Source organism: Massilia sp. CFBP9012 (assembly GCF_034045115.1).
In the GTDB taxonomy this organism is placed as follows: domain Bacteria; phylum Pseudomonadota; class Gammaproteobacteria; order Burkholderiales; family Burkholderiaceae_D; genus Telluria.
The window spans coordinates 119,810-140,848 of sequence record NZ_JAXCWM010000011.1; the positions used below are offsets into that span (position 1 = coordinate 119,810).

The 21,039-nt window shown below is 67.0% G+C and carries 21 protein-coding genes; 7 read left to right on the forward strand and 14 right to left on the reverse strand.

Going from position 1 to position 21,039, the window contains the following annotated elements:
* Nucleotides 1-249 precede the first annotated feature (249 nt).
* From SOM61_RS18810 to SOM61_RS18835, 6 genes are all read right to left on the reverse strand, one after another.
* Nucleotides 250-471 (reverse strand): hypothetical protein, encoded by a 222-nt coding sequence (locus SOM61_RS18810; protein ID WP_320475492.1) that lies wholly within the window; start codon nucleotides 469-471, stop codon nucleotides 250-252.
* A gap of 151 nt (nucleotides 472-622) precedes the next feature.
* Nucleotides 623-3,454, reverse strand: a complete 2,832-nt coding sequence (locus SOM61_RS18815; protein WP_320475493.1) for a bifunctional diguanylate cyclase/phosphodiesterase — start codon at nucleotides 3,452-3,454, stop codon at nucleotides 623-625.
* A gap of 138 nt (nucleotides 3,455-3,592) precedes the next feature.
* On the reverse strand, nucleotides 3,593-4,369 hold the full coding sequence (locus SOM61_RS18820) for a fused MFS/spermidine synthase (RefSeq protein ID WP_320475494.1): 777 nt from the start codon (nucleotides 4,367-4,369) through the stop codon (nucleotides 3,593-3,595).
* 54 nt (nucleotides 4,370-4,423) lie between these two features.
* Nucleotides 4,424-5,947 (reverse strand): CitMHS family transporter, encoded by a 1,524-nt coding sequence (locus SOM61_RS18825; protein WP_320475495.1) that lies wholly within the window; start codon nucleotides 5,945-5,947, stop codon nucleotides 4,424-4,426.
* A gap of 149 nt (nucleotides 5,948-6,096) precedes the next feature.
* Nucleotides 6,097-7,548, reverse strand: a complete 1,452-nt coding sequence (locus tag SOM61_RS18830; protein WP_320475496.1) for a sensor histidine kinase — start codon at nucleotides 7,546-7,548, stop codon at nucleotides 6,097-6,099.
* 4 nt (nucleotides 7,549-7,552) lie between these two features.
* A complete protein-coding gene (locus SOM61_RS18835) occupies nucleotides 7,553-8,239 on the reverse strand; it encodes a response regulator (RefSeq protein ID WP_040777660.1) in 687 nt (228 codons plus the stop codon).
* Between the two features lie 123 nt (nucleotides 8,240-8,362).
* Between SOM61_RS18835 and SOM61_RS18840 the strand changes: the two genes are divergently transcribed.
* Both SOM61_RS18840 and SOM61_RS18845 read left to right on the forward strand, forming a co-directional pair.
* Nucleotides 8,363-9,424: a porin gene (locus SOM61_RS18840; RefSeq protein ID WP_320475497.1), complete on the forward strand. Its 1,062-nt coding sequence runs from the start codon at nucleotides 8,363-8,365 to the stop codon at nucleotides 9,422-9,424.
* 23 nt (nucleotides 9,425-9,447) lie between these two features.
* Entirely contained in the window at nucleotides 9,448-10,446 is a 999-nt protein-coding gene (locus tag SOM61_RS18845; protein WP_320475498.1) for a tripartite tricarboxylate transporter substrate binding protein, read from the forward strand.
* Between the two features lies 1 nt (nucleotide 10,447).
* Here the strand turns inward: SOM61_RS18845 and SOM61_RS18850 are convergent, their stop codons facing one another.
* The gene (locus SOM61_RS18850; RefSeq protein ID WP_320475499.1) at nucleotides 10,448-11,056 is read right to left on the reverse strand and encodes a PEP-CTERM sorting domain-containing protein; all 609 of its coding nucleotides are present in this window, start codon (nucleotides 11,054-11,056) and stop codon (nucleotides 10,448-10,450) included.
* Between the two features lie 221 nt (nucleotides 11,057-11,277).
* Here SOM61_RS18850 and SOM61_RS18855 point away from each other — a divergent pair, with 221 nt between their 5' ends.
* The 4 genes from SOM61_RS18855 (at nucleotide 11,278) to SOM61_RS18870 (ending at nucleotide 14,519) form a co-directional block, all read left to right on the forward strand.
* Nucleotides 11,278-11,901, forward strand: a complete 624-nt coding sequence (locus SOM61_RS18855; RefSeq protein ID WP_123068905.1) for an exopolysaccharide biosynthesis protein — start codon at nucleotides 11,278-11,280, stop codon at nucleotides 11,899-11,901.
* A 92-nt stretch (nucleotides 11,902-11,993) separates the two neighbouring features.
* Nucleotides 11,994-12,269: a hypothetical protein gene (locus SOM61_RS18860; protein ID WP_320475500.1), complete on the forward strand. Its 276-nt coding sequence runs from the start codon at nucleotides 11,994-11,996 to the stop codon at nucleotides 12,267-12,269.
* Nucleotides 12,259-13,443 (forward strand): GGDEF domain-containing protein, encoded by a 1,185-nt coding sequence (locus SOM61_RS18865; protein ID WP_320475501.1) that lies wholly within the window; start codon nucleotides 12,259-12,261, stop codon nucleotides 13,441-13,443. The genes SOM61_RS18860 and SOM61_RS18865 overlap by 11 nt, the downstream gene beginning before the upstream one ends.
* A gap of 89 nt (nucleotides 13,444-13,532) precedes the next feature.
* Entirely contained in the window at nucleotides 13,533-14,519 is a 987-nt protein-coding gene (locus SOM61_RS18870; RefSeq protein WP_320475502.1) for a Ppx/GppA phosphatase family protein, read from the forward strand.
* Here SOM61_RS18870 and SOM61_RS18875 read toward each other — a convergent pair.
* Nucleotides 14,493-15,590 (reverse strand): AI-2E family transporter, encoded by a 1,098-nt coding sequence (locus SOM61_RS18875; RefSeq protein ID WP_147936724.1) that lies wholly within the window; start codon nucleotides 15,588-15,590, stop codon nucleotides 14,493-14,495. The two genes, SOM61_RS18870 and SOM61_RS18875, sit on opposite strands and share 27 nt — an antisense overlap.
* A gap of 278 nt (nucleotides 15,591-15,868) precedes the next feature.
* Between SOM61_RS18875 and SOM61_RS18880 the strand changes: the two genes are divergently transcribed.
* Nucleotides 15,869-16,372, forward strand: coding sequence for a hypothetical protein (locus SOM61_RS18880; protein ID WP_320475503.1), 504 nt, complete (start codon nucleotides 15,869-15,871; stop codon nucleotides 16,370-16,372).
* Between the two features lie 7 nt (nucleotides 16,373-16,379).
* On the opposite strand, the gene SOM61_RS18885 is transcribed toward SOM61_RS18880, so the two are convergent.
* The 6 genes from SOM61_RS18885 to SOM61_RS18910 all read right to left on the reverse strand — a co-directional run bounded on the left by SOM61_RS18885 (nucleotide 16,380) and on the right by SOM61_RS18910 (nucleotide 20,858).
* Nucleotides 16,380-16,670 carry a hypothetical protein gene (locus SOM61_RS18885; protein ID WP_123068909.1) on the reverse strand — a complete coding sequence of 97 codons (291 nt, stop codon included), beginning with the start codon at nucleotides 16,668-16,670 and terminating at the stop codon, nucleotides 16,380-16,382.
* A 176-nt stretch (nucleotides 16,671-16,846) separates the two neighbouring features.
* On the reverse strand, nucleotides 16,847-17,491 hold the full coding sequence (locus tag SOM61_RS18890) for an ABC transporter ATP-binding protein (RefSeq protein WP_320475504.1): 645 nt from the start codon (nucleotides 17,489-17,491) through the stop codon (nucleotides 16,847-16,849).
* Nucleotides 17,492-17,506: 15 nt separating this feature from the next.
* The gene (gene phnE, locus SOM61_RS18895; protein ID WP_320475505.1) at nucleotides 17,507-18,301 is read right to left on the reverse strand and encodes a phosphonate ABC transporter, permease protein PhnE; all 795 of its coding nucleotides are present in this window, start codon (nucleotides 18,299-18,301) and stop codon (nucleotides 17,507-17,509) included.
* On the reverse strand, nucleotides 18,298-19,128 hold the full coding sequence (locus SOM61_RS18900) for a PhnE/PtxC family ABC transporter permease (RefSeq protein WP_320467768.1): 831 nt from the start codon (nucleotides 19,126-19,128) through the stop codon (nucleotides 18,298-18,300). The genes phnE and SOM61_RS18900 overlap by 4 nt, the downstream gene beginning before the upstream one ends.
* 16 nt (nucleotides 19,129-19,144) lie before the next feature.
* The gene (locus SOM61_RS18905; protein ID WP_320467769.1) at nucleotides 19,145-19,960 is read right to left on the reverse strand and encodes a phosphonate ABC transporter ATP-binding protein; all 816 of its coding nucleotides are present in this window, start codon (nucleotides 19,958-19,960) and stop codon (nucleotides 19,145-19,147) included.
* A 19-nt stretch (nucleotides 19,961-19,979) separates the two neighbouring features.
* Nucleotides 19,980-20,858, reverse strand: a complete 879-nt coding sequence (locus SOM61_RS18910; protein ID WP_320475506.1) for a putative selenate ABC transporter substrate-binding protein — start codon at nucleotides 20,856-20,858, stop codon at nucleotides 19,980-19,982.
* Between the last annotated feature and the right edge of the window lie 181 nt (nucleotides 20,859-21,039).

Here is a 21,039-nt window from a genome sequence, read left to right on the forward strand (position 1 = left end):
AAAATTCCGGGCGCTTGAAAGGCTGCTTCATAGGAGAAACCACGTCGTTCCCGCGCAGGCGGGAACCCAAGTCTGGTGCTTCAACGCTGCCCTTCCACGGAGTGGCTGCCCTACGCACTTGGGTTCCCGCCTGCGCGGGAACGACGTGTTGAGGCTGCGCGACTCACGTGCTCAGGCTGCGGGAACGACGTGTTGAGGCTGCGGGACTGGCGTACAAACGAACGCTGTGACTCCGGATTCAGTCAGACCTTAGCTGGCGCGCCGCAGCTTCGGATAGACCAGTGCCCGCACCGCCACCTCGGCCGGCACATTCATCGTGGCCAGGAATTCCGCAGCGCGCGCCAGGCCGAGCGTCGGGATCGACGCCACCGCCTGGTTCACCAGGTCGCGCGTGCGTCCGTCCACGCGCTGCCTGCGGCCGGCTTGCACGCCCGACTCGCTTGGCGCGTCTGGCGTCTCGTTGATCATCATGGTTTGTACTCCGTCAGTGCAATATAGGCACGAGTATTGTACGTCCACCGATAATCAAATGGCTATGGAAATGTTTTCGAGAATGCAATTTTGATGCTGCGCGGATAAGGGCGTTGCGGCCCTGCCTCGGGTGCCATTGCAATCCAAGTATTCAGACGGGCAGCGACGCTTCCTGCTCGACGATCTGCGCCGGCAGCGCGCGGCGCTGCAGCAGCAGCTGTTCAAATTCATGGGCCGCCAGCGGCTTGCTGAAGTAATAGCCCTGCATCTCGTCGCAGCCGCGGCTGCGCAGGTAGTCGAGCTGTTCCGCCGTCTCGACGCCCTCGGCGATCACCGCCAGCTTGAGGTTGTGGGCCAGGGCGATGATCGAGGTCACGATCGCGGCGTCGTTGGCGTCATGCGTGATGTCGGCCACGAAGGAGCGGTCGATCTTGAGCACGTCGATCGGGAAGCGCGACAGGTAGGAGAAGCTCGAGTAGCCGGTGCCGAAGTCGTCGATCGACAGGTTCACCCCGAGCGCCTTCATCCGGTGCAGCAACTCCACCGCCGGCGTGACGTCGCTCATGAACAGGCTTTCGGTCAGCTCGATCTCGAGGCAGGCCGGGTCCAGGCCGGTGTCGTTCAGGGCCGACTCCAGGCTTTGCAGCAGGTCGGGCGCGCCGAACTGGCGCGCCGACAGGTTCACCGCCACCCGCAGGCGCGGGAAGCCGGCATCCTGCCAGGCCTTGTTCTGGGCGCAGGCGGTGCGCATCACCCAGGCCCCGATCGAAACGATCAAGCCGGTTTCTTCGGCCACGCCGACGAAGCGGCTCGGCGGCACCATGCCCAGCTCCGGATGGTTCCAGCGGATCAGCGCTTCCATGCCCACGATCTGGCCGCTCTTGAGGTCGACCTGCGGCTGGTAGTGCAGCACGAATTCATCGCGTTCCAGGGCATTGTGCAGCGCGCTTTCGATGCGCACCCGCTCCAGCGATTCCTCGTTCATGGCCGGGGTATAGAACTGGAAGTTATTGCGGCCCAGTTTCTTGGCGCGGTACATGGCGATGTCGGCATGTTCGATCAGGTTGTCGCTCGACGTGCCTTCGCTTGGATACACCGCCACGCCGATCGAGCAGGTGACGAAGAACTCCTTGTTGCCGAGCATGACCGGCTGCGCCACCGCATCCATCACCCGCTGCACGATGGCCGGATTGAGCGGCTCGTCGGCGTGCTCGTTAAGGATCACCACGAATTCGTCGCCCGACAGGCGCGCCACGGTGTCGGCATCGCGCAGCGACGAGCGCAGGCGCGCCGCCACCGTCACCAGCAGCACGTCGCCGGCCTTGTGGCCCATGCTGTCGTTGACGAACTTGAAGCGGTCGAGGTCGATCAGCATCACCCATACCGGACGGCCGCTGCGGTTGGCGTAGGCGATCGCCTGGCCCAGGCGGTCCTGCAGCAGCGAGCGGTTGGGCAGGCCGGTCAGCACGTCGTGCTGGGCCACGTGGTGCACGCGCTGCTCGGTCAGCTTGCGTTCGGTGATGTCGCTGCCGGTGCCGCGGTAGCCCTGCAACACGCCATCGTCATCGAAGACGGGCTGGCCGTTCACGCAGAACCAGCGGGTATCGCCGTGGTCGTCGACGATCTGGTATTCGAGGTTGGCGAAGGCTTCGTGGGCCTGCATCCTGGCCAGGTGTTCGCGCCCACTCTCGCTGTCGAGCAGACCCTGCACGTATTCCCAGCGCGTCTTGCCGATCAGGCCCTGGACCGCCACGCCCGACTTCTCGGTGAAGCCGCCGGTGATCATCGTGAAGCGGAAATCCCGGTCCTGCTCCCAGTACCAGTCGGACGACATCGCGACCAGCTGGCGGAAGCGCTGCTCGCTTTGCAGCAGCGCCTTTTCGGCGCGCTCGCGCGCGGCCATGTCCTCGATCAGGTGGCGGTTGCTGCGGCGCAGGTCCGAGGTGCGCTGGCGCACCAGCTGCTGGACCTTACGCGCGCGCATCCCCGCCGATTGGACGAAGGCGGTGCCGAGCAGGGTCACCAGGATGCCGCCCACCAGCAGCGCCACCGAGGCCATGTGGTCGGCCAGGAAGGGGCGCGGCGCGGCGGCGACCTCGACCCGCCAAGGGCGTCCGCCGGCCTGCAGCACGGTGGCGCGCTCGCCATGATCCGGCCGCAGCCAGCTGGCCAGCGCCGCGCGCGCCCGGGGCCCGGTGGGTCCGGTCGACATCAGCAGCGCCGCCGGATCGGCCCGTTCGCCGGCATACACCGAGACGAAGATATCGCTGCGGTCCAGCAGGCCGGTCTCGAGCAGCGACTGGTGGATCAGTTCCTTGCCTCGGACGACGACCGCGGTATTGCCGAGCAGTTCGCCGCGTTCGCCGAGCACCGGCATGACCAGGTCGAAGACCGTGGTCCCCGTCCGCCTCAGCGTGAACAGACTGGTTGCGGTGGGCTGGCCGCTGTTCTTCGCTTCGTCGAGCGCGGTCATGAGCGATGCATCGCGGCCCAGGTCCAGGCCGAAGGCGCCCTCATTGCCGGCCATCGGCTCGACGTACTCGATCACGTGGTAGCGGCCGCGCGGCAGCGCCGGCGCCAGGCCGTTCGGTGTCATTTCCGTCAGGACGGCGCCCGGCAGCACGCGCTGCAGCTCGGCCTCGACCGCCGCGCGCTCGTGGGCCGGCACCACCCGGTGGTAATGGAAGGCCTGGATGAAGCGGTGCCGTTCCAGCAGGCGCGAGGTGAAATCGGCGAAGCGTTCGCGGCTGACCGGCTCGCCGTTCGAGAACAGCTGGTTGGTCACCGCCAGCACTTCGATCGCCCCGTCCATCCCCTGGCGCACCGCCGCCACCCTCTCGTCGGCGCGCTGGGCGAAGGCCAGCGCCATATTGTCGTACTCGAGGTGGCTGACGCCCACGAACAGGCCGAAGGAAGCGGCCAGGCCGCCGCCCAATGTGAGGGCCGCCGCGAGTGTCAGTGAACGGATCGGTCGGCGCGGCATCGGGTCGTGTTCCTGGGTGTGACAGTGTAGATGTTCAAAGAAAACTGCTTGCCGGTAGGCATTAGTCCGCGCAAGTGTGTCATAAACGCGATTAGCTCGCAAACGAATCATATCGTGCGAGACAATTCGGCCACACGCTCACGCCCGGCGCCGCGCCAGCCAGGCCACCAGCAGGCGCGCCAGCAAGCGGTTACTCCAGCCCAGACCGCGGCCTTGCTTGCATGCCATCCGGATAAGCAGGCGTTCGCCGCGGCCCGGCGCCGCGCCCGGGTGGGTGGGGCGGACCGCGAACAGGATCCGGTTATTGCCGGCGATGCGGGCAAACCAGGCCAGGCGGCCGTCGAAGGCGGCGCGCAGGCGCTGCAGCGCGCCCGCATACTGGGGATCGTAGGTAAACACGTTCGCCACCAGCACGCCGCCCGGATGCAGGGCGCGCCGGCAGGCGGCATAAAAGGCGCTGCCTGCGAGGGCTGACGGCAGGCCCTGGCTGTCGAAGCCATCGACCAGCAGCACGTCGCAGCAGCCCGGCATGCGCGCCAGGTAGTCGGCCGCGTCGCAGTGCAGGACACGCAGGCGGGCGTCGTCGGGCGGCAGGCAGAACTGGTCGCGCAGGGCAATCACGTCATCCCGGATCTCGAGCACGGTGATGCGGGCGCGCGGAAAATGGCGGTGGCAGAACTTGGCCAGCGAGCCGCCGCCCAGGCCGACCATCACGATGTGATGCGGATCGGGCACGAACAGCGCGAAGCACATCATGGCGCGCGTGTATTCGAGCACCAGCGCGTCGGGGCGTGAGAGCAGCATCTCGCTCTGGACGTCGCCGGGGGTGAATTCGAGGGTGCGGCGGTCGCCGTCGGTGCGCACCAGGGGCGGGCGGTCGTCGAGGGATGCGGGGCTGTCTAGGGGAGCGGGCATGCGGCAAAGTATATGCGAGCGGCGCGCCCGGTCGGCGCCGCCCGCATCGTGGTATCAGGAGCCAGGCCCCATCAGCGGCACCACGCCAAAGATGACGGCGGCCACCAGCATCACCAGCGAGGCCGAGATCGACCAGATCAGGGTATAGCGCTGATGATCGCCAAATTCGACCTTGCACATGCCGACCAGCAGATAGGTAGAAGCGACCAGGGGACTGAGCAGGTGCACCGGCTGGCCGATGACCGAGGCGCGGCCGATCTCCGCCGCCGTGATGCCATACACCTCGGCCGCCTTGGCCAGCACCGGCACCACGCCGAAATAGAAGGCGTCGTTCGAGATGAAGAAGGTGAACGGGATGCTCAGCAGGCCGGTGACGATCGCCATATAAGGCCCCATCCAGTCCGGCACCGCCGCGATCACGCTCAGGGCGATGGCGTCGACCATTTTCGTGCCCTGCAGGATGCCGACGAAGATGCCGGCCGCGAAGATCAGCGACACCACCGGCAGCACATTGGCCGCATGCGCCTCGATGCGTGCCTTCTGCGCTTCCAGCCCCGGATAGTTCACGGTGATGGCGATGGCGAAGAAGATCATGAACAGCACCGGCAGCGGCAGGGCGCCCAGCACCAGCAGCACCAGCAGCGCCACGGTCAACAGGAAGTTCACCCAGATCAGTTTGGGACGCGCGGTGTCGCGCGAGGACACGCCGACCGGCGGTTCGTCGCCACCGCCGGAACCACCCGATCCAGCCGATCCACCGGCGGCGCCGGCATCCGCTTCGATGCGGCCGGCCGAGAAGGCGTGCACATTGCCTTCGCGCGTGGCGGCGGCTGGAGCGGCGCTCCATTGGCCGGTGGTGCCGTTCATGCTGCCGGCCACCGCGAGTTCAGCGAATGCCGGCTGCAGGACAGGCGCTGGCGCCGCTTTCCTGACTTCGGCCCTGGCCTGGCCCGGCAGGCTCACGATGCCCAGGCGCTTGCGCTCCTTCATGCCCAGCATATAGGCCACGAACAGCACCCACACGGCAGTCACCGCCATCGCCGGGATCATCGGCACGAAGATGTCGCTCACGTCCACGCCCAGCGCGGTGGCGGCGCGCGCCGTCGGGCCGCCCCACGGCAGGATGTTGAAGACGCCGCCGGCCAGCATGATGACGCAGGCCATCACCAGGCGGCTCATCCCCAGGCGCATGTACAGCGGGAGCATGGCCGACACCGTGATCATATAGGTGGTGGCGCCGTCGCCGTCGAGCGAGATGAACATCGCCAGCGCGGCGGTGCCGACCACGATCTTCATCGGGTCGCCCTGCACCAGTTTCAGGATGATGCGCACGACCGGATCGAACAGGCCGGCGTCGATCATGATGCCGAAATACAGGATGGCGAACATCAGCATGACGCCGGTGGGGGCCAGCGAGCGGATCCCGTCCAGCATCATCGGGCCCAGGCCCGCGCCGAAGCCGCCGATCAGGCCGAAGGCGATCGGCACGACGATCAGCGCGACCAGCGCCGGCAGGCGCTTGGTCATGATCAGGAACATGAAGACGACGATCATCGAATAGGCGAGGATGGTCAGCATGTCATGCTCCGCGAGGGAAAAGGGATGGCGTGGCCAGGACGGCGCGCGCGAAAGCCGGCTGCTTCATGATGTCTCCGATCGTTGTCGTTGTGGGGTAGGCCCCCGTTTTCGCCAACTATAGGCCGCGCAAGCTTTCAATCAGCTTTCAATCAGCTTTCAGCGCGCGGCGCATCGAAGATCACCTCGACTTTCAGGCCGCCGGCGTCCGCGCGCCCGAGCGCCAGCGTGGCGCCGTGCAGGCTGGCGACGTCGCGCACGATCGCCAGCCCCAGCCCGGTGCCGCCGGGATTGGCTTCCAGCGTGGACTGGGCACGGTAGAAGGGCATCACCACCTTGTCGATCTCGGCCTCGACGATGCCGGGGCCGCTGTCGCTCACCGCCAGCACGACACGATCGTCGCGCCGTCCCACCCACAGCAGCACGCTGCCGCCCGCCGGCGTGTAGCGGATCGCATTGTCGACCAGGTTCGCCACCAGTTCGTGCAGCAGCAATTCCTGGCCGACGACCGTGGTGTCGGCGTCGGTCTCTGCCTCGAGCGCCAGGTCGATGCCTTTCTGCACCGCCGGCAGGGCCAGCTCCAGGCCCACCTGGCGCGCAATGGCCTCCAGCGCCACCGGCTGCGCCTGCTCCGAGCCGCCGCCATGCTCGATGCGCGCCAGCACCAGCAGGCGGTTGGCCAGGTGGATGGCCGAGTCGGTGGTGCCGGCGATCGACGCGACGATGGCGCGCATCGCCGCCGGATCGTTTTCACGCAGGGCCAGCGCGGCCTGGGTCTTGAGCACCGCGAGCGGGGTGCGCAGCTGGTGCGAGGCGTCGGCGATGAAGCGGCGCTGGCTGGCGATCAGGTCCTGCATGCGCGCCATGGTGCCGTTCATGGCCGCCACCAGCGGCCGCACCTCCTTGTGGACCAGGGCCTGGTCGATGGTCGACAGGTCGGACAGCGGACGCGTCTCGACCTCGTTCTTGAGCCGCATCAGCGGCCGCAGCACCAGGCGCACCGCGAACCACACCAGCGCCGCCACCGCCAGCACCAGCAAGGCCTGGCGCCACAGGGTGTTGAGCAGGATATCGCGCGACAGGGCGTTGCGGGCGTCGAGCGTCTCGCCGACCTGGATCAGGGCGATGCCGCGCATCGAATCGTCGTAGACCGGCTGCAGCAGGGCCGCGATGCGCACCGGTTCGCCGTTGTAGGTAGCGTGGTAGAAGCGCACCAGGGCCGGATACAGGTCGCTGCGCGGCACATTGGCCGGCACCGGCGGCAGGTCGCCGTAGCCGCTGACGGTCTCGCCATCCAGGCCGGTGACCTTGTAGTAGATGCGGCCCAGGGTATCGGTCTCAAAACTGTCCAGCGCCACATAAGGGACGTTGGCGACCACCTTGCCGTCTCTCACCGTCACGCGCTCGGCCAGCGCGCGCGTGGACGACAGCAGCGAACGGTCGTAGGCCACGTCGGCCGCTTCCAGCGCGTCGCGGTACAGCGACACGGCATTCGCCGCGACCAGCGCCACCAGCGGCAGGATCAGCCAGCGCAGCAGCTGCTGGCGCAGGCTGCCGAGCGGCCGCGCCGCGGCGCGTTGCAGCAGGGAGATGCGCTGGGCCATGGCCTCAGGCGGGCTTTTCTTGCATCAGGTAGCCGATGCCGCGCAGGGTGACGATGGCGGCGTCGCCGCCAGGGCGTTCGAGCTTCTTGCGGATGCGGTGGATGTATAGCTCGATGGCGTCCAGGTTGGCGTCGTCGCTCAGGGCGAACACTTCCTGGAACAGCTTTTCCTTCGACAGCGCGCGGCCCGGCCTCGCGATCAGCGCCTCGAGCACCGCGTGCTCGCGCGGCGTCAGCGCCAGCGGCTCGCCGCAATAGGAAAACATGCGCGAGACCGTGTCGAAGGCGAGCTGGCCGCAGCGGTGCACCAGCGCCTCGTTGCCGCTGCGCCGGCGCAGCAGCGCCTTTACGCGCGCTTCGAGCTCGGCCAGCTCGAACGGCTTGGCCAGGTAGTCGTCGGCGCCCAGGTTCAGACCCTGCACCTTGTCTTCCAGGCCGCCGCGCGCGGTCAGGATCAGCACCGGCGTGCCGCCGCGCGCGCCGCCGCGGGCGCGCAAGCGGCGCAGCACGTCCAGGCCATCCATGCGCGGCAGGGTCAGGTCCAGGATCACCAGCGCGTAGTCCTGGGTGTGCAGCAGGGCGTCGGCATCGGCGCCGGTGCTCGCGCATTCGACGGTCAGGTGGGCGTCGCGCAGCGCCTTCGACACCCAGTGCGACAGCTCGACATGGTCTTCAACTAGCAGGATTCTCATCGCGCCAGTGTAAGCGGAAAGGGCGGGTGGCGGAAAGGGCGCTGATTGAAAGCAAACTGAAAGCTGGCGGCGCATATAGTCGAGCGATAAAGCAGCACAACCATAACAAAATCCGGAGACACCATGAAGCAGTCGGCCCTCGCGCTCGCCGTCCTGGCAGCGCTTTCCCTGAACCATTCCGCCCACGCCCAGAGCAACGTACAGGTCTATGGCCTGATCGATGCCGGCGTCGAATACGTCAACCATGCCGGCGAGGACGGCGGCAACATGGTGCGCGTGATCTCGGGCGGCAAGAATACCTCGCGCTGGGGTTTTCGCGGCAGCGAAGAACTCGGTGGCGGCCTCAAGGCGATCTGGCAGCTCGAAGGCGGCATCCTGATGGATACCGGTGAAAGCGACGGCGCCGTGTTCAAGCGCCAGGCCTGGGTCGGCCTGGACGGTTCGCTCGGGCGCCTCGTGATCGGCCGCTCGTTCACCACCACCTATGAACTGGTGATCAAGTTCGATCCGCTGGGCTTCGCCCCCAATTATTCCTGGGCCACCGGCGCCAGCGCCACCGGGCCGTCGAAGTACGGCATGACGACCCAGTTCGACAACCTGGTCAAGTACACCGGTAAAAGCGGCGGCTTCACCTATGGCGCCACGGTCGGCCTGGGCGAGCGCTCGGGCAGCCTGGCCGAAGGCCGCAAGCTGGCGCTCGGCGGCTCGTGGTTCGGCGATGGCGGCCTGGGACTGATGGCCTCCTACGAACAGGTCAACGGCAATGCGGTAGCCGGCATGGCGGCGCGCGACGAGACCCGCGCCTACCACCTCGGCGCCGACTACCGCAGCGGCAAGTGGCGCTACAGCGCCGGCATGCGCGGCTACAAGCTCGATGCCGCCCGCGCCGGCGCCGACCTGCGCGCCGACACGTATTGGGGCGGGATCTCGCGCACGATCGACAACGTGACCCTCACTGGCGCCGTCTATCACGTGAACACGAAGGACGTGCCGACCGTCGAGGATGCCGACCCGACGATGTTCGTGGCGCGCGGCATGCTGGCGCTGTCCAAGCGCACCGATCTTTATCTGTCAGTGGCGCATGCGAAGGCCGACCACGGCCAGCTCGTCGGCCTGTCGCGCGACGACCCCGGTTTCGGCGCGACCCAGAGCGGCGTCACGGCCGGCATGCAGCATCGTTTCTGACCCGGGCCGACGTTGGCGCTATGATGCACACCATGAACTTCGTGCGTACTTTCCCGGCGATCCTCGGCATGGCCGCGGCCCTGGCCTGCCAGCCGGCTGCCGCCCAACTGGCCACCCAGCCGCGCGCCGAATGCCTGATCCCGTCCAAGCCCGGCGGCGGGATGGATCTGACCTGCAAGCTGGCCCAGAAAGCCCTGCACGGCCAGCCCGGGGCGCCCGAGCTGCAACTGAGCTACCTGCCGGGCGGCGTGGGGGCCGTGGCCTGGCACACCATCGTGTCGCAGCGCCGCGCCGAAGCCAATACCCTGGTCACCTTTTCCGGCGGTTCGGTGCTCAATCTCGCCCTCGGCAAATTCGGCGACGCCGACGTTGACGACGTGCGCTGGGTGGCGGCCTTCGGCGCCGACTACGGCATGATCGCGGTGCGCGCAGATTCGCCCTGGCAGTCGCTCGACGACCTGTTGAATGCCCTGAAGCGCGATCCTAAAAAAGTCTTGATCGGCATGTCCGGCACGGTCGGCAGCCAGGACTGGATCAAGATGGCGCTGCTGGCGCAGATGGCCGGCATCGACCCGCGCAAGATGCGCTTCGTCGCCCTCGAGGGCGGCGGCGAGCAGTTCATCGCGATGCAGGAAAATCACGTACAGGCGGTGTCGGGCGACACCTCCGAAGCCTTGCTGTACACGGGCGGTGGCAAGGTGAGGGTGCTGGCGGTGCTGTCGGAACAGCGGCTGCCGGGGGCATTGGCCGGTGTGAAGACCGCGCGCGAGCAGGGCTATGACGTGGTCTGGCCCGTGATCCGCGGCGTGTGGATGGGGCCGGACGTGCGCGAGGCCGACTACCGGCGCTGGGTGCAGGCTTTCGATAATATGGAAGCCAGCCCGGAATTCGCCGACAAACGGGCCCGGGCCGGGCTGTATCCGTTCTCGCTCACCGGCGATGCACTGACGCGGTATATCAAGCAGTCGGTCGCCGGCCACCACCGCCAGGCGCGGCAATTCAAGCTGCTGCGCGAACGCTAGTTCAGGACTGGCGGCGACGACGCAGTGCCCCGACGCCCAGCAGACCCGCACCCAGCAGGGTGATGCTGGCGGGTTCCGGGACGTCGACAGGAGGCTCATCGATGGCGGCGCCAACCGTCAGGTTGTCGAGACTGGCGAAGTTGGGCAGGCCCTCGCTGCTGAGGGTGATGGAGGCGATGGCGACGTCCGACGTAAAGCCGCGGTAGCTGTCGTCGAGCGAGTCGGGGGTGAAGCGCGTGATCGTGCCGTCGCTGAGCGCGATGATGATCTCGGCCGCGCGCAAGGCCAGGTCGACACCGGTATTGTAGAAATTGGCGCCGAAAGCGGTGACGTCGGCGCCCGTGAACGAGATGGTCAGCGAACTTGCGGAAGTCGAGGTTCCCACGAAGTCGCCGTTCCCGAACAGGCCCCGCCCGGCAAAGACCGTATAGGCATAATCGCCCTGCGCGTAGTCCAGCACGCGCGGCGCGTTCGCAATCGCGGTGTTGAAGGTTTCGGTGTAGGCGCCTCCCGCCACCTGCGACAGGAAAGAGGCGGACGAGGTATGGACGACGGCGGCATGGGCGGGTGCGAGCAAGGCAAGTGCAAGCAATGCAAAAGCATGTTTCATGGCGATCCTTTCAGGTTGGGGAGGTTGCATTTCGATAAACACAATGCCGCGGTTTGGCATGTATTGACAACAACGTCGACCCAGCGCAAATGGATGCGGACTCGCATGCGGTGCGACGGCGCGGCGCGGTGCACAATGACGATTGCGCTGCAATCGACAGTGCCGGCACCCGCTAACGCGTATACTGTCGCTCCGTCATTGAAACCAGGATTAGAAACGCAATGAACAGTGCCCCGATTTCCCAGACGCTCCGCTCGCTCGTCCGTTCCCTGCCGCGCACCGGCATCACCCTCAGCGAACTGATACAGCGCGTCGGTAACGATGGCCTGCTGATCCTGGTCACCCTGCTGACGCTGGTGTTCCTGATCCCGGTGTCGATTCCCGGCGTGAGCACCGTGTTCGGCGCCGCCATCCTGCTCATCAGCGTCAGCCGCCTGTTCGGCCGCAACCTGTGGATCCCGTCCAAGATCGAGCACCGCATCATCGGCACCCGCAAGCTGCGCCCGCTGCTGCGCAAGGCCTTGTCGTGGCTGAAAAAGCTCGAGCGGGTCAGCCGTCCGAACCGCATCCAGTGGCTGGTGGCGAGCGGCACCATGGCAGTCATCAACAACCTGGCCCTGATCCTGGGCGCCGTGCTGCTGATGATGCCTTTCGGTCTGATTCCATTCAGCAATACCTTCCCGGCGGTGGCGATCCTGTTCCTGGCCATCGGCCTGCTGCAGCGCGACGGCCTGTGCATCCTGCTGGGCCACGTCAGCAATGTCGTGACGATCCTGTATTTCGCCGTCCTGATCGGCGGCGGCGGCCTGGCCATCCGCGAGGTGTTCAACCGCTTTGCCGGCTGAGGTTGATGTCCCGGAGCAACGTCGGGGCGGAAGAGTTGGCTTGTTGCAAAGCATCTTCTTCTGATAAGCTGGCCGCTGCGACGAAAGAGCCCATGTTCCTGGACCATCCCACCATGACCGCGACCAATGCCGCGGCCGAGCCTGACCGCCTGGAGCGGCTGCAGCGCGTGTACGGCTACGCGGCGGCGCTGGCGGACGGCTCTGGAGATGGCGGTTTCGTCGATAAAGTCACCCAGCTGCACGATCACAAGGGCACCCTGATCGTGTTCTGGCACGAACCGCCCCTGGATGCGGAGCGGGACTATTTCACCCGCGCCTGGGCCAGCAAGGTCGGCGACGGCACCCTGAACGTCGAACATGAGTACTGACACAATGATGCTGGACGCGTCGACCATGGTCCTGGTACTGGCATTGGGCAACCTGACCCTGTGCGCGCTGCTGACCTTCTTCAATCACGGACCGACCCGCTCGCCGGCGCTGGTGCTGTGGAGCCTGTCGAAACAGATCCAGGGCGGCGCGTGGCTGCTGCTGGCCCTGGGCGATGCCGGCGTGGTGCCGGCCCCGATCGCGGTGCCGGGCGGCTATGCCTTGCTGTTCGCCGGCGTGGCGGTCGAAGGCGGCGCCTCGTGGGAAGCTGCGCGCCGACGCGGCTGGCGCACCCCGACCATCATCGTCGGCGGCCTCGCCATCCTGGGCTTCTTCCTGTGTTACCTGATCGACGAGGAAGCCTTGCGCGCCGTGGCGGCCTCGCTGCTGCTGGGCGGCTTCTATTTCTCGGGCGCGCTGGCCCTGGCCTGGCGCTGGCGCGACGTCAGCCTGCTGCAGCGCTTCCTGGCGCTGGCCAGCATGGCGCTGGCCCTGGTGGTGGCCTCGCGCGGCCTGTCGGTGCTGCTGCTTCCCGGCGGCTGGGGCTGGCTGACGAGCGAGCTGCTGGGCCAGTTATCCAGCGGGGCGCTGTACCTGCTCATGCTCGGCAATGCCTTCGGCGTGCTGCTCCTGACGCGCGAACGCCTGCAGGACGCGCTCGAGCGCGCCGAGGTGGTCGATCCGCTGACCGACGCGCCGAACCGGCGCGGCTTCTTCCAGCTGCTGGCGCCGTGGATGGCGCTGGCGCGCCGCCCGGGCATGCCGACCGCGCTGGTGGTGTTCGATCCGGACGGTTTCAAGCGCGTCAACGACAGCTACGGCCATCCGGCCGGCGACGTCGTGCTGCGCCAGATGGTCGAGCTGTGCCGGCGCCAGCTGCGCGACAGCGACCAGCTGGGGCGCGTGGTCGGCGTGGAGTTCGCGCTCCTGCTGCCGCGCACCAGTCTCACCGAGGCCGCGCTGGTGGCCGAGCGCATCCGTGCCGCGCTCGAGTCAACGCCGTTCAAGGGCGAGCGCGCGATGATCAAACTGACCGCCAGCTTCGGCGTTACCACCATCCGCCCCGAGGACAGCACCACGACCCTGTTCCAGCGCGCCGACGAAGCCTTGCAACAGGCCCGGCAGGCGGGACGCAACCGGGTGGAGCTGGCCAGCGAGACGCTGGCCGAGGTTTGAGCGGTCTCGCTTAAGAAAGAGTTCGCATCGCGCCGTCACGCGCATGTCACGGACGCGGCTTATCCTGCGGCCTGTTCAAAGGACATGCCATGCAAGCCTCATCGATCGAATCACCTGAACCACCTGTCTATGCCGCCGTCGAGCTGGGCTCGGACAGTTTCCGCCTGCACGTCGGACATGTCGAGGACGGCGTGCTGCGCCTGGTCGCCACCATGGCCGAGCCGGTCCGGCTGGCCGCGACGCTCGACGAGGACGGCATGCTGTGCACGGCCGCGATGCGGCGCGCGCTGGACTGCCTCGACGCCTTCCGCGGTGCGCTCGATGCCTGGCGCCCGCAGGCGGTGCGCGTGGTGGCCACCTCGGCCCTGCGCATGGCGCGCAATGCGGCGCTGTTTCTGCCCGCGGCCGGCAAGGCGCTGGGCCGGCCGATCGAACTCATCGCGGGCGACGAGGCCGGGCGCCTGGTCTACCTGGGCGTGGCGGCCTCGCTAGGCGCACAGGACACCGCTGCGCGGCTGGTGGTGGATATCGGCAGCGGCTCGACCGAACTGGTGCTGGGGCAGGGCGCCGCGATCCGGCGCATCGAATCGTTCGCCGTCGGCGCCGTGCGCCAGAGCCTGACCTTTTTCCCGGATGGGCGCCTGGACGCGACCGGTTTCGACGCCGCGGTGCGTTCGAGTCGCAGCCGCTTCGCCGAGGCCCGGCTGGGAGTGCCGCGCTGGCAGCAGGCGTATGGCGCCTGCGGCACGGTGCGCGCGCTGGCCGAGATCGCGCAGTTGCACGGCGAAGAAGGACTCTTGCGCCGTGCCGACCTCGAGCGCCTGCGCGCTGACTTCATCGGGATCGGCCACGTGGCCGGCGTGCGCCAGGCCTATCCGGCGGCCGAGCGCGCCTCGCACCTGCCGGGTGGGCTGGCGATCTTGATCGGTTTGATGGAAGAACTCGACATCGCCGAGCTGGTCGCGGTGCAGGCCGGCCTGCGCGTGGGCGCTCTGTGGGATTTGCACCAGCGGGCGGCGGCGGTAGGCCCCGCCGCGCTGGTCGATTCGTTAGCGCATCCGCTCGGCGTCGCCTGACGCCTCGGTGGCCGGCGCCTGCGGCGGCGGCACGGTCAGCAGCGCGGTGCCCGGCGGCTCGTCGCGCAGCCAGCCGAACAGGATCGCCATCATCAGCGGGCCGACGAACAGGCCGATCACGCCCAGGGTCGAGACGCCGCCCAGCAGGCCGAACAGCACCGCCAGGAAGGGCAGGTTGACGCGCTGCCCGATCAGTTTCGGGCGGATGAATTTATCGACCAGGAACAGCTCGACCGCGCCCCAGGTGAACAGGCCCAGCGCCTCGGCCGAATGGCCCTGGCCGAACAGCAGCAGCGAGACCATCGTGAACGACAGCGGGGCGCCGCCCGGAATCAGGGCCAGGTAGCCGGTGATCACGCCCAGCAGCACCGGGGCCGGCGCGCCGGCCACCCAGTAGGCCACGCCCAGCACGATGCCTTCCAGGATCGCGATCGAACCGAGTCCCAGCGCGGTGCCGCGTACCGACAGCGGCAGCACGCGCCGCAGCTTGGTGTACTGGTCGGGCAGCAGGCGCGCGCCGGCGCGGTCGATGTAGTGCATGACGGCCGAGCCGTGCACATACAGCACGAACAGCGTGAGCAGGGTGAGGAACAGGTACAGGGCGTTGGCCAGGATCGTCGAACCCCAGACGCGCGCGGTGTCGGTCAGGTGCGGCATGAAGTCGCCCACCGTGGTGCGTACCAGCGCGTTGAGTCCGCCCGGCACGGCGAGATGCTCGAGCCACCATTTGACGGCCGGTTCGGCTACCAGCGGCAGGTTGGCCAGCCAGTCCGGCACCGGCACCCCGGTCTGGTTGAAGCTGATGAGCATACGCTGCAGGCTGGCCAGCTCGTAGGTGAGCGTATGGAACAGCAGCACCGACGGCCCGACAAAGCTGACGATCAGGAGCAGCAGCATGAAGCTGGCGCTGGCCAGCGGCGCCCAGCCGCGCCGGAGCAGGCGCTGGTGCAACGGCCAGGTGATCACCGCCAGCAGGCCGGCCCAGGCGATCGAGCCGACGAAATGTTGCAACAGGAAGGCCAGGGCGATGGCGAACAGCACCGGCAGGATCAAATGAGCTTTGTTGCGCATACTGGCCCGGATTGAATCACGTTTTCCTCAAAAAGTTTCTACGTCGCGCAGAGTTTACAGCAGAGTTGTCCGCTCGAAAGAATAATACAGGATGCATTCCCATAAAAGCGGAGTTTACAGAATGAATACTTCTGAAAAACAGGAAGCCGCTCCTATGAAGATCGTATTGTGACACCGATCGGCGCCGGCGGCAGCAAGCGCGCGCGGTATGTACGGCGTCCTGCGGGAAGCGGCTAAATCGTTTATACTATTTGGCCTCGCAACGATGGAGCAGCACCATGCCACGCAAGCCGGCGACCGCGCCCGAACCAGCAGCAACGCGCGCGCAGCGCCCCAAGGCGAAGAGCGCCATTCCAAAGCCGGCGGTCAGGACCCTGGCGAAGGCCGCGACCAAGCCTGCAGCCAGGCCGGCCGCCAAGGCCACCAAGGCCGCGACGGCAAAGGGTGGAATCAAGGCCGCGGTCAAGTCGGCCGCCAGGGCGCTTGCGAATCCGCCGGCCAGGAAGGCAGTAGCCAAGCCAGGGGGGAAGGTCGTGGAACGCGCTCCTGTCCTGGATGCGCGCCCGGTGCTGGTGCGCGACAGCTTCACCATGCCCGAGCAGGAATACGCGGTGCTGCTTGAAGTCAAGCAGGCCTGTTTGCGGGCCGGCATCGACGTCAAGAAGAGCGAGCTGCTGCGCATCGGCGTCGCCCTATTGGGCCAGCTCGACGTGGCCACCCTGCAGGGCGTGCTGGCGGCGCTGCCCCAGCTCAAGACCGGGCGTCCGCCGGCGCAGGAGTAAACACGCGCTAGTGGATCGCCGACGCGCTCGTCAATTCCTTGAGTTCGCGGATCGGGATATTCGATTTTTCGTGCATGCGCAGCAGGATCGTCGCGCCGACATTGAGTTTGCGGTGGCGGATCTTGCTGATGATCGGCGGCTGCACTTCGAGCACGCGGCACAGCTCCGCGTCGTTCTTCAGCTGCAAACGCTCGATCAGGGTATCGAGCAGTTTGTTGGGTACGAAACTCGAGGGCTCGAGCGCCCGCGCTCGATGCATGGCCTCGAGCATTTCCTGTTTTTTCTGTCGTACGGTCATGTCGATTCTCCAATATGAAAACATGATTCAAGACAGATCGACTGTTCTGGAAAACGATCCACGCCTGTTGTATTCGCTTTATCGCGGCGGGTCGTTGTGATATTACTACGATTATGTTGCGCACGATTCGCGAAATTTAACTAAAAATGCCGCAATTGTTCGTTTCTTCCAAGAACTTATGCTAATTTCAGTCCGGAATGCGTCAGTAGCAGCACCTTGTCGGCCATGGCGGCCGCGGAGTGGGAGTGGGTGACCATGATGGCCCCGGCGCCGTGGGCGCGGGTCTCATGGCGTAATAGCTGGAGGATGACGTCGGCCGTTTCCGGATCGAGGTTGCCGGTAGGTTCATCCGCGAGCAGCAGGGCCGGGCGGTGCACCAGGGCGCGCGCGATCGCCACCCGCTGCAGTTCGCCGCCCGAAAGCTGGCGCGGGAAATCGTCGCCCCGTCCTTGCAGACCGACGGCGTCCAGCATCAGCTCGGCCCGCCCGGCGGGCTCCTTGTTGAGCAGCAGCGGCAGCGCCACGTTCTGGCGCAGGGTCAGGTGCGGCAGCACATGAAAGGCCTGGAAGATGAAGCCCATGCGGGTGCGCCGCAGGCGGGTGGCGGCATCGTCGTCGAGGCTGGACATCGGCGCGCCGTCCACGATCACCTGGCCGGCGTCGGGCGTGTCGAGGCCCGCGATGAGGTTGAGCAGGGTGGACTTGCCGACACCCGATTCGCCCATGATCGCCACGAACTCGCCGGCCTGGAAAACATGCGACAGCTGCGCCAGCACGGTGCGGCCGCCGTAGGATTTGGTGAGCTGGTCGAGTTCGAGCATGCAGTTGATACCGGTCTATCGGGTCAGGGCGCGCCGCAGCGCGTAACTGGCCGCATCGACCAGGGCCACCAGCACCAGCATCGCGATCACCACGGTGGCCGCGCTGGGCATCTGGAACAGCGACAGGTGGTACTTGAGCATCTGGCCCAGGCCGCCGGCCCCGACCACGCCAAGCACCGCCGCCGCGCGAATATTGTTCTCCCAGCGGTACAGCGTATACGACAGCATCTGCGGCAACGCCTGGGGCAGCGTAGCGTACAGGAACGCCGCCAGCGGCCGCGCGCCATTGGTGCGCAGGGTCTCTTCGGCATGCGGTTCGACGTTTTCCAGGGCGTCGGCGAACAGCCGGCCCAGCACCCCGGCCGTGTGCGCGGCCAGCGCCATGGTGCCGGCCATCGGCCCCAGTCCGGCCAGCACCAGCAGCACCGCGGCCCACACCAGTTCAGGAATCGAGCGCAGCACATTGAGCACCAGGCGCGTGGCGGCGCGCGCCACGCGGCCCAGGCGTCCGGCGCCGGCCAGCGCCAGCGGCAGGCCGACGATGGCGGCGAGCAGGGTGCCGATGGCCGACATGGCCAGCGTCTCCCACAGCGCGCCCAGCGTCTTGACGAGGAAGGGCGTGCTGGTCTCGGGCGGCGCGAAGCCGGCCAGGAATTCGCGCGCCGAATCGACCGCCTCGGTGGTGAAGAAGGCGCTCCACTGCAGCGGCAGCGAGGCGAAGCTCGCCACCACCAGGGCCGAGAGGCCAAGCAGGATCAGCCAGCTCGTGAGGTCGCGCGGCGGAGCCGGTGGCAACGTAGATTGCTTCATCCGAGCCTCCGGCGCAGCAGTTTCGACACCAGGTCGGCCGCCGCCACCAGCAGCACGAACATGATCAGCATGGTGGCGACTTCGCCGCCGGCCATCATCTTGGTCGATTCGTCCAGGCGCTGGCCCAGGCCGCCGGCGCCGACGAAGCCCATCACCGCCGAGCCGCGGATCGCGCACTCCCAGCGGTACACCGTGTACGACACCAGTTCGGCGCTCGAATCGGGCAGGGCGCCGTACAGCAGCGCCGGCAGGCGAGCGCTGCCATTGGCGAGCAGGACGTCGGTGGCGTGGGCGTCGCTCGACTCGAGGATCTCGGCATACACCTTGGCCAGCATGCCGCTGTATGACAGGGCGATTGCCAGCACGCCGGCGGTCGGCCCGAGGCCGACGATGCGCACGAACAGCAGCGCCCACACGAGTTCCGGCACCGAACGCAGGATCATCAGGATCCAGCGCAGGCCCTGGCGCACGAGCGCCGCGAACGGATGGACGCGGCCGGTGCCCAGGCGCGAGATCGACAGGCGTTCGGTGATGACGAAGGTGGCGGGAATCGCCACCAGCAAGGCCAGCGTGAGGCCGGCGGTGGCGATCGCCACCGTCTGCCAGGTCTCGCGCAGCACCATGGCCAGGAATTCAGGGTCGGTGGCGGGCACCAGGAAATCGGACAGGAACATCCCGGCCGCGCGCAGGCTTTGCGCATCGAACAGCAGCCAGGGCTTGAATTCGGCGCCCGCCAGCAATGGGTACAGCAGGACGATGAAGATCGCGGCCCAGGTGACGCGGTTGCGCCACGCGGGATCGCGGTGAAGAACTGCTTGATCGGACATTAGAAGCAAACGCCCATCAGAAGCAGGCGCCGACGGCGATCTGGCCGGGTGTGTCGTGCGGTGTTTCAGGCGGCATGTCGACCTGCTCATTGGCGTACAGCTCGGCGATCATGGCGTCGCTGACGTCGTCGCGCGCCGCATCGAACACGATGCGGCCGTCGCGCAGGCCGATCAGTCGCCCGAACTGCTCGCGCGCCAGGTCGACCTGGTGCAGGCTGCAGACCAGGGTCGCACCCCGTTGTTGCGCTTCCTGGCGCAAGGTGGCCAGGGTGTGGCGCGCCAGCGCCGGGTCGAGCGCCGAGATCGGCTCGTCGACCAGTAGTGCTTCGGCGCTCGATAACAGCAGGCGCGCCAGGCCGCAGCGCTGACGTTCGCCGCCCGACAGGCGGTCGACCCGCGCATACAGTTTGTCGCCCAGCGAAAAGCGCGCCAGTGCGGCGTGCGCGGCGTCGGGATCTTGTGGACGCACCAGCGAGGCAAGGGCCTGCCACAGCGACCAGTGCGGCAGGCGCGCGGCCAGCACTGCCGTCACCACGCGCTGGCGCGGCGGCAAGGGCGGCGCCTGCGGCGCCAGGAACAGGCGCGAGCGCAGGTGGTGGCGCTCTGCGCCGGTCAACTGCCAGGGATCCTGGCCGAAGATTTCAAGCGTGCCCTCGGCCGGCCGGTGGGCGCAGGCGAGGGTGGACAAGAGGGTGGTCTTGCCGGCCCCGGAGGGGCCGATCAGGGCGACCTGCTCGCCGGCGCGGATCGTGAGGTCGAGCGCGTGCAGGGCCGGCGCGCGGCTGCCGGCCAGGTGGCGCACGGTCAGATTGCGCAGGCGGTAGGTCGCCATGGTGAATCGCTTTCCCTGATTACTTCAGCAGGCCCGCATTGCGTGCGGCGGCCTCGATCGCGCCATAGTTGGCGGTCTTGGTCGGCACGAACCTGGTGGCGCGCTGCAGGTCGAGGATCTGCTTGCCTTCGGCGGTCGAGCCGTCCAGCGCCAGGAAGGCGTCGGTGATCTTTTTCTTGAGCGCCGGATCCATGTCGGTGCGCACGGTCCAGTTGTAGTCGAAGTAGCCCGGGGTGGTGTAGAACACGCGCACCTGTTTCGGATCGACCTTCTTGGTCTCGACCAGCTTTTCCCAGACCGAGATGTTCAGCGCGCCGGCATCGACCTTGCCGCCGGCCACGGCGGCCACGGTCGCGTCATGCGCGCCCGAGAAGGCGATGCGCTTCAGGTCGGTGTCCGGGTTGACTTTGGCTTGCAGCAGGAACGAGCGTGGCATCAGGTGGCCCGAAGTCGACGATTCCGAACCGAAGGCCAGGGTCTTGCCCTTCAGGTCTTCCAGCTTGGTGATGCCTGGCACGGTGGTGATGAAGACCGAACGGAATTTCTCGTCTTCCTCGCGCTGCACCAGCGGGGTGACCTGGCCCTTGCTGCGCACATTGGCTTGCACGAAGGTGAAGCCGCCGAACCAGACCATGTCGATCTTGCGGTTGATCAGGCCTTCGACCGAGGCGGCGTAGTCCGTCACCGGGGTGAATTCGACCTTCAGGCCGGTGGCCTTGGCCAGGTATTCGCCCAGCGGCTTGAACTTGCGCTGCAGTTCGGTCGGCGATTCGTCGGGGATGGCCGAGACGCGCAGCACGCCATTGCTCTGGGCCGAAGCGGCGCCGGCGATCAGCATCGTGCCAGCAGCGGCTGCGCACAGGGTTTTCAGGACGTGACGGCGAATGGACATGGTCATGGAAGCTCTTATGGGTGACGAAGTACCGGTAAAAGTACTGGTTAATGAAACGTGGAAACGAATTATAAATGCCCGACAGTCCGGGATGGGTATTCCACGTGGCAAAAGACCACTGTTTTCCCACTATGCAACGGCGGGTATTTACCGGCACGCTAGAATTGTGGCGCGCACAGCAAAAATA

Excerpts from the sequence above, each read along its gene's own strand:
- SOM61_RS18905 (WP_320467769.1), bottom strand. The coding sequence starts at position 19,960 with ATGGCGACCTACCGCCTGCGCAATCTGACCGTGCGCCACCTGGCCGGC.
- SOM61_RS18870 (WP_320475502.1), top strand. The coding sequence starts at position 13,533 with ATGCAAGCCTCATCGATCGAATCACCTGAACCACCTGTCTATGCCGCC.
- SOM61_RS18830 (WP_320475496.1), bottom strand. The coding sequence starts at position 7,548 with ATGGCCCAGCGCATCTCCCTGCTGCAACGCGCCGCGGCGCGGCCGCTC.
- SOM61_RS18900 (WP_320467768.1), bottom strand. The coding sequence starts at position 19,128 with ATGTCCGATCAAGCAGTTCTTCACCGCGATCCCGCGTGGCGCAACCGC.
- SOM61_RS18810 (WP_320475492.1), bottom strand. The coding sequence starts at position 471 with ATGATGATCAACGAGACGCCAGACGCGCCAAGCGAGTCGGGCGTGCAA.
- SOM61_RS18875 (WP_147936724.1), bottom strand. The coding sequence starts at position 15,590 with ATGCGCAACAAAGCTCATTTGATCCTGCCGGTGCTGTTCGCCATCGCC.
- SOM61_RS18845 (WP_320475498.1), top strand. The coding sequence starts at position 9,448 with ATGCACACCATGAACTTCGTGCGTACTTTCCCGGCGATCCTCGGCATG.
- SOM61_RS18815 (WP_320475493.1), bottom strand. The coding sequence starts at position 3,454 with ATGCCGCGCCGACCGATCCGTTCACTGACACTCGCGGCGGCCCTCACA.
- SOM61_RS18850 (WP_320475499.1), bottom strand. The coding sequence starts at position 11,056 with ATGAAACATGCTTTTGCATTGCTTGCACTTGCCTTGCTCGCACCCGCC.
- phnE (WP_320475505.1), bottom strand. The coding sequence starts at position 18,301 with ATGAAGCAATCTACGTTGCCACCGGCTCCGCCGCGCGACCTCACGAGC.
- SOM61_RS18835 (WP_040777660.1), bottom strand. The coding sequence starts at position 8,239 with ATGAGAATCCTGCTAGTTGAAGACCATGTCGAGCTGTCGCACTGGGTG.
- SOM61_RS18825 (WP_320475495.1), bottom strand. The coding sequence starts at position 5,947 with ATGCTGACCATCCTCGCCTATTCGATGATCGTCGTCTTCATGTTCCTG.
- SOM61_RS18860 (WP_320475500.1), top strand. The coding sequence starts at position 11,994 with ATGTTCCTGGACCATCCCACCATGACCGCGACCAATGCCGCGGCCGAG.
- SOM61_RS18885 (WP_123068909.1), bottom strand. The coding sequence starts at position 16,670 with ATGACCGTACGACAGAAAAAACAGGAAATGCTCGAGGCCATGCATCGA.
- SOM61_RS18890 (WP_320475504.1), bottom strand. The coding sequence starts at position 17,491 with ATGCTCGAACTCGACCAGCTCACCAAATCCTACGGCGGCCGCACCGTG.
- SOM61_RS18855 (WP_123068905.1), top strand. The coding sequence starts at position 11,278 with ATGAACAGTGCCCCGATTTCCCAGACGCTCCGCTCGCTCGTCCGTTCC.
- SOM61_RS18820 (WP_320475494.1), bottom strand. The coding sequence starts at position 4,369 with ATGCCCGCTCCCCTAGACAGCCCCGCATCCCTCGACGACCGCCCGCCC.
- SOM61_RS18880 (WP_320475503.1), top strand. The coding sequence starts at position 15,869 with ATGCCACGCAAGCCGGCGACCGCGCCCGAACCAGCAGCAACGCGCGCG.
- SOM61_RS18910 (WP_320475506.1), bottom strand. The coding sequence starts at position 20,858 with ATGACCATGTCCATTCGCCGTCACGTCCTGAAAACCCTGTGCGCAGCC.
- SOM61_RS18865 (WP_320475501.1), top strand. The coding sequence starts at position 12,259 with ATGAGTACTGACACAATGATGCTGGACGCGTCGACCATGGTCCTGGTA.
- SOM61_RS18840 (WP_320475497.1), top strand. The coding sequence starts at position 8,363 with ATGAAGCAGTCGGCCCTCGCGCTCGCCGTCCTGGCAGCGCTTTCCCTG.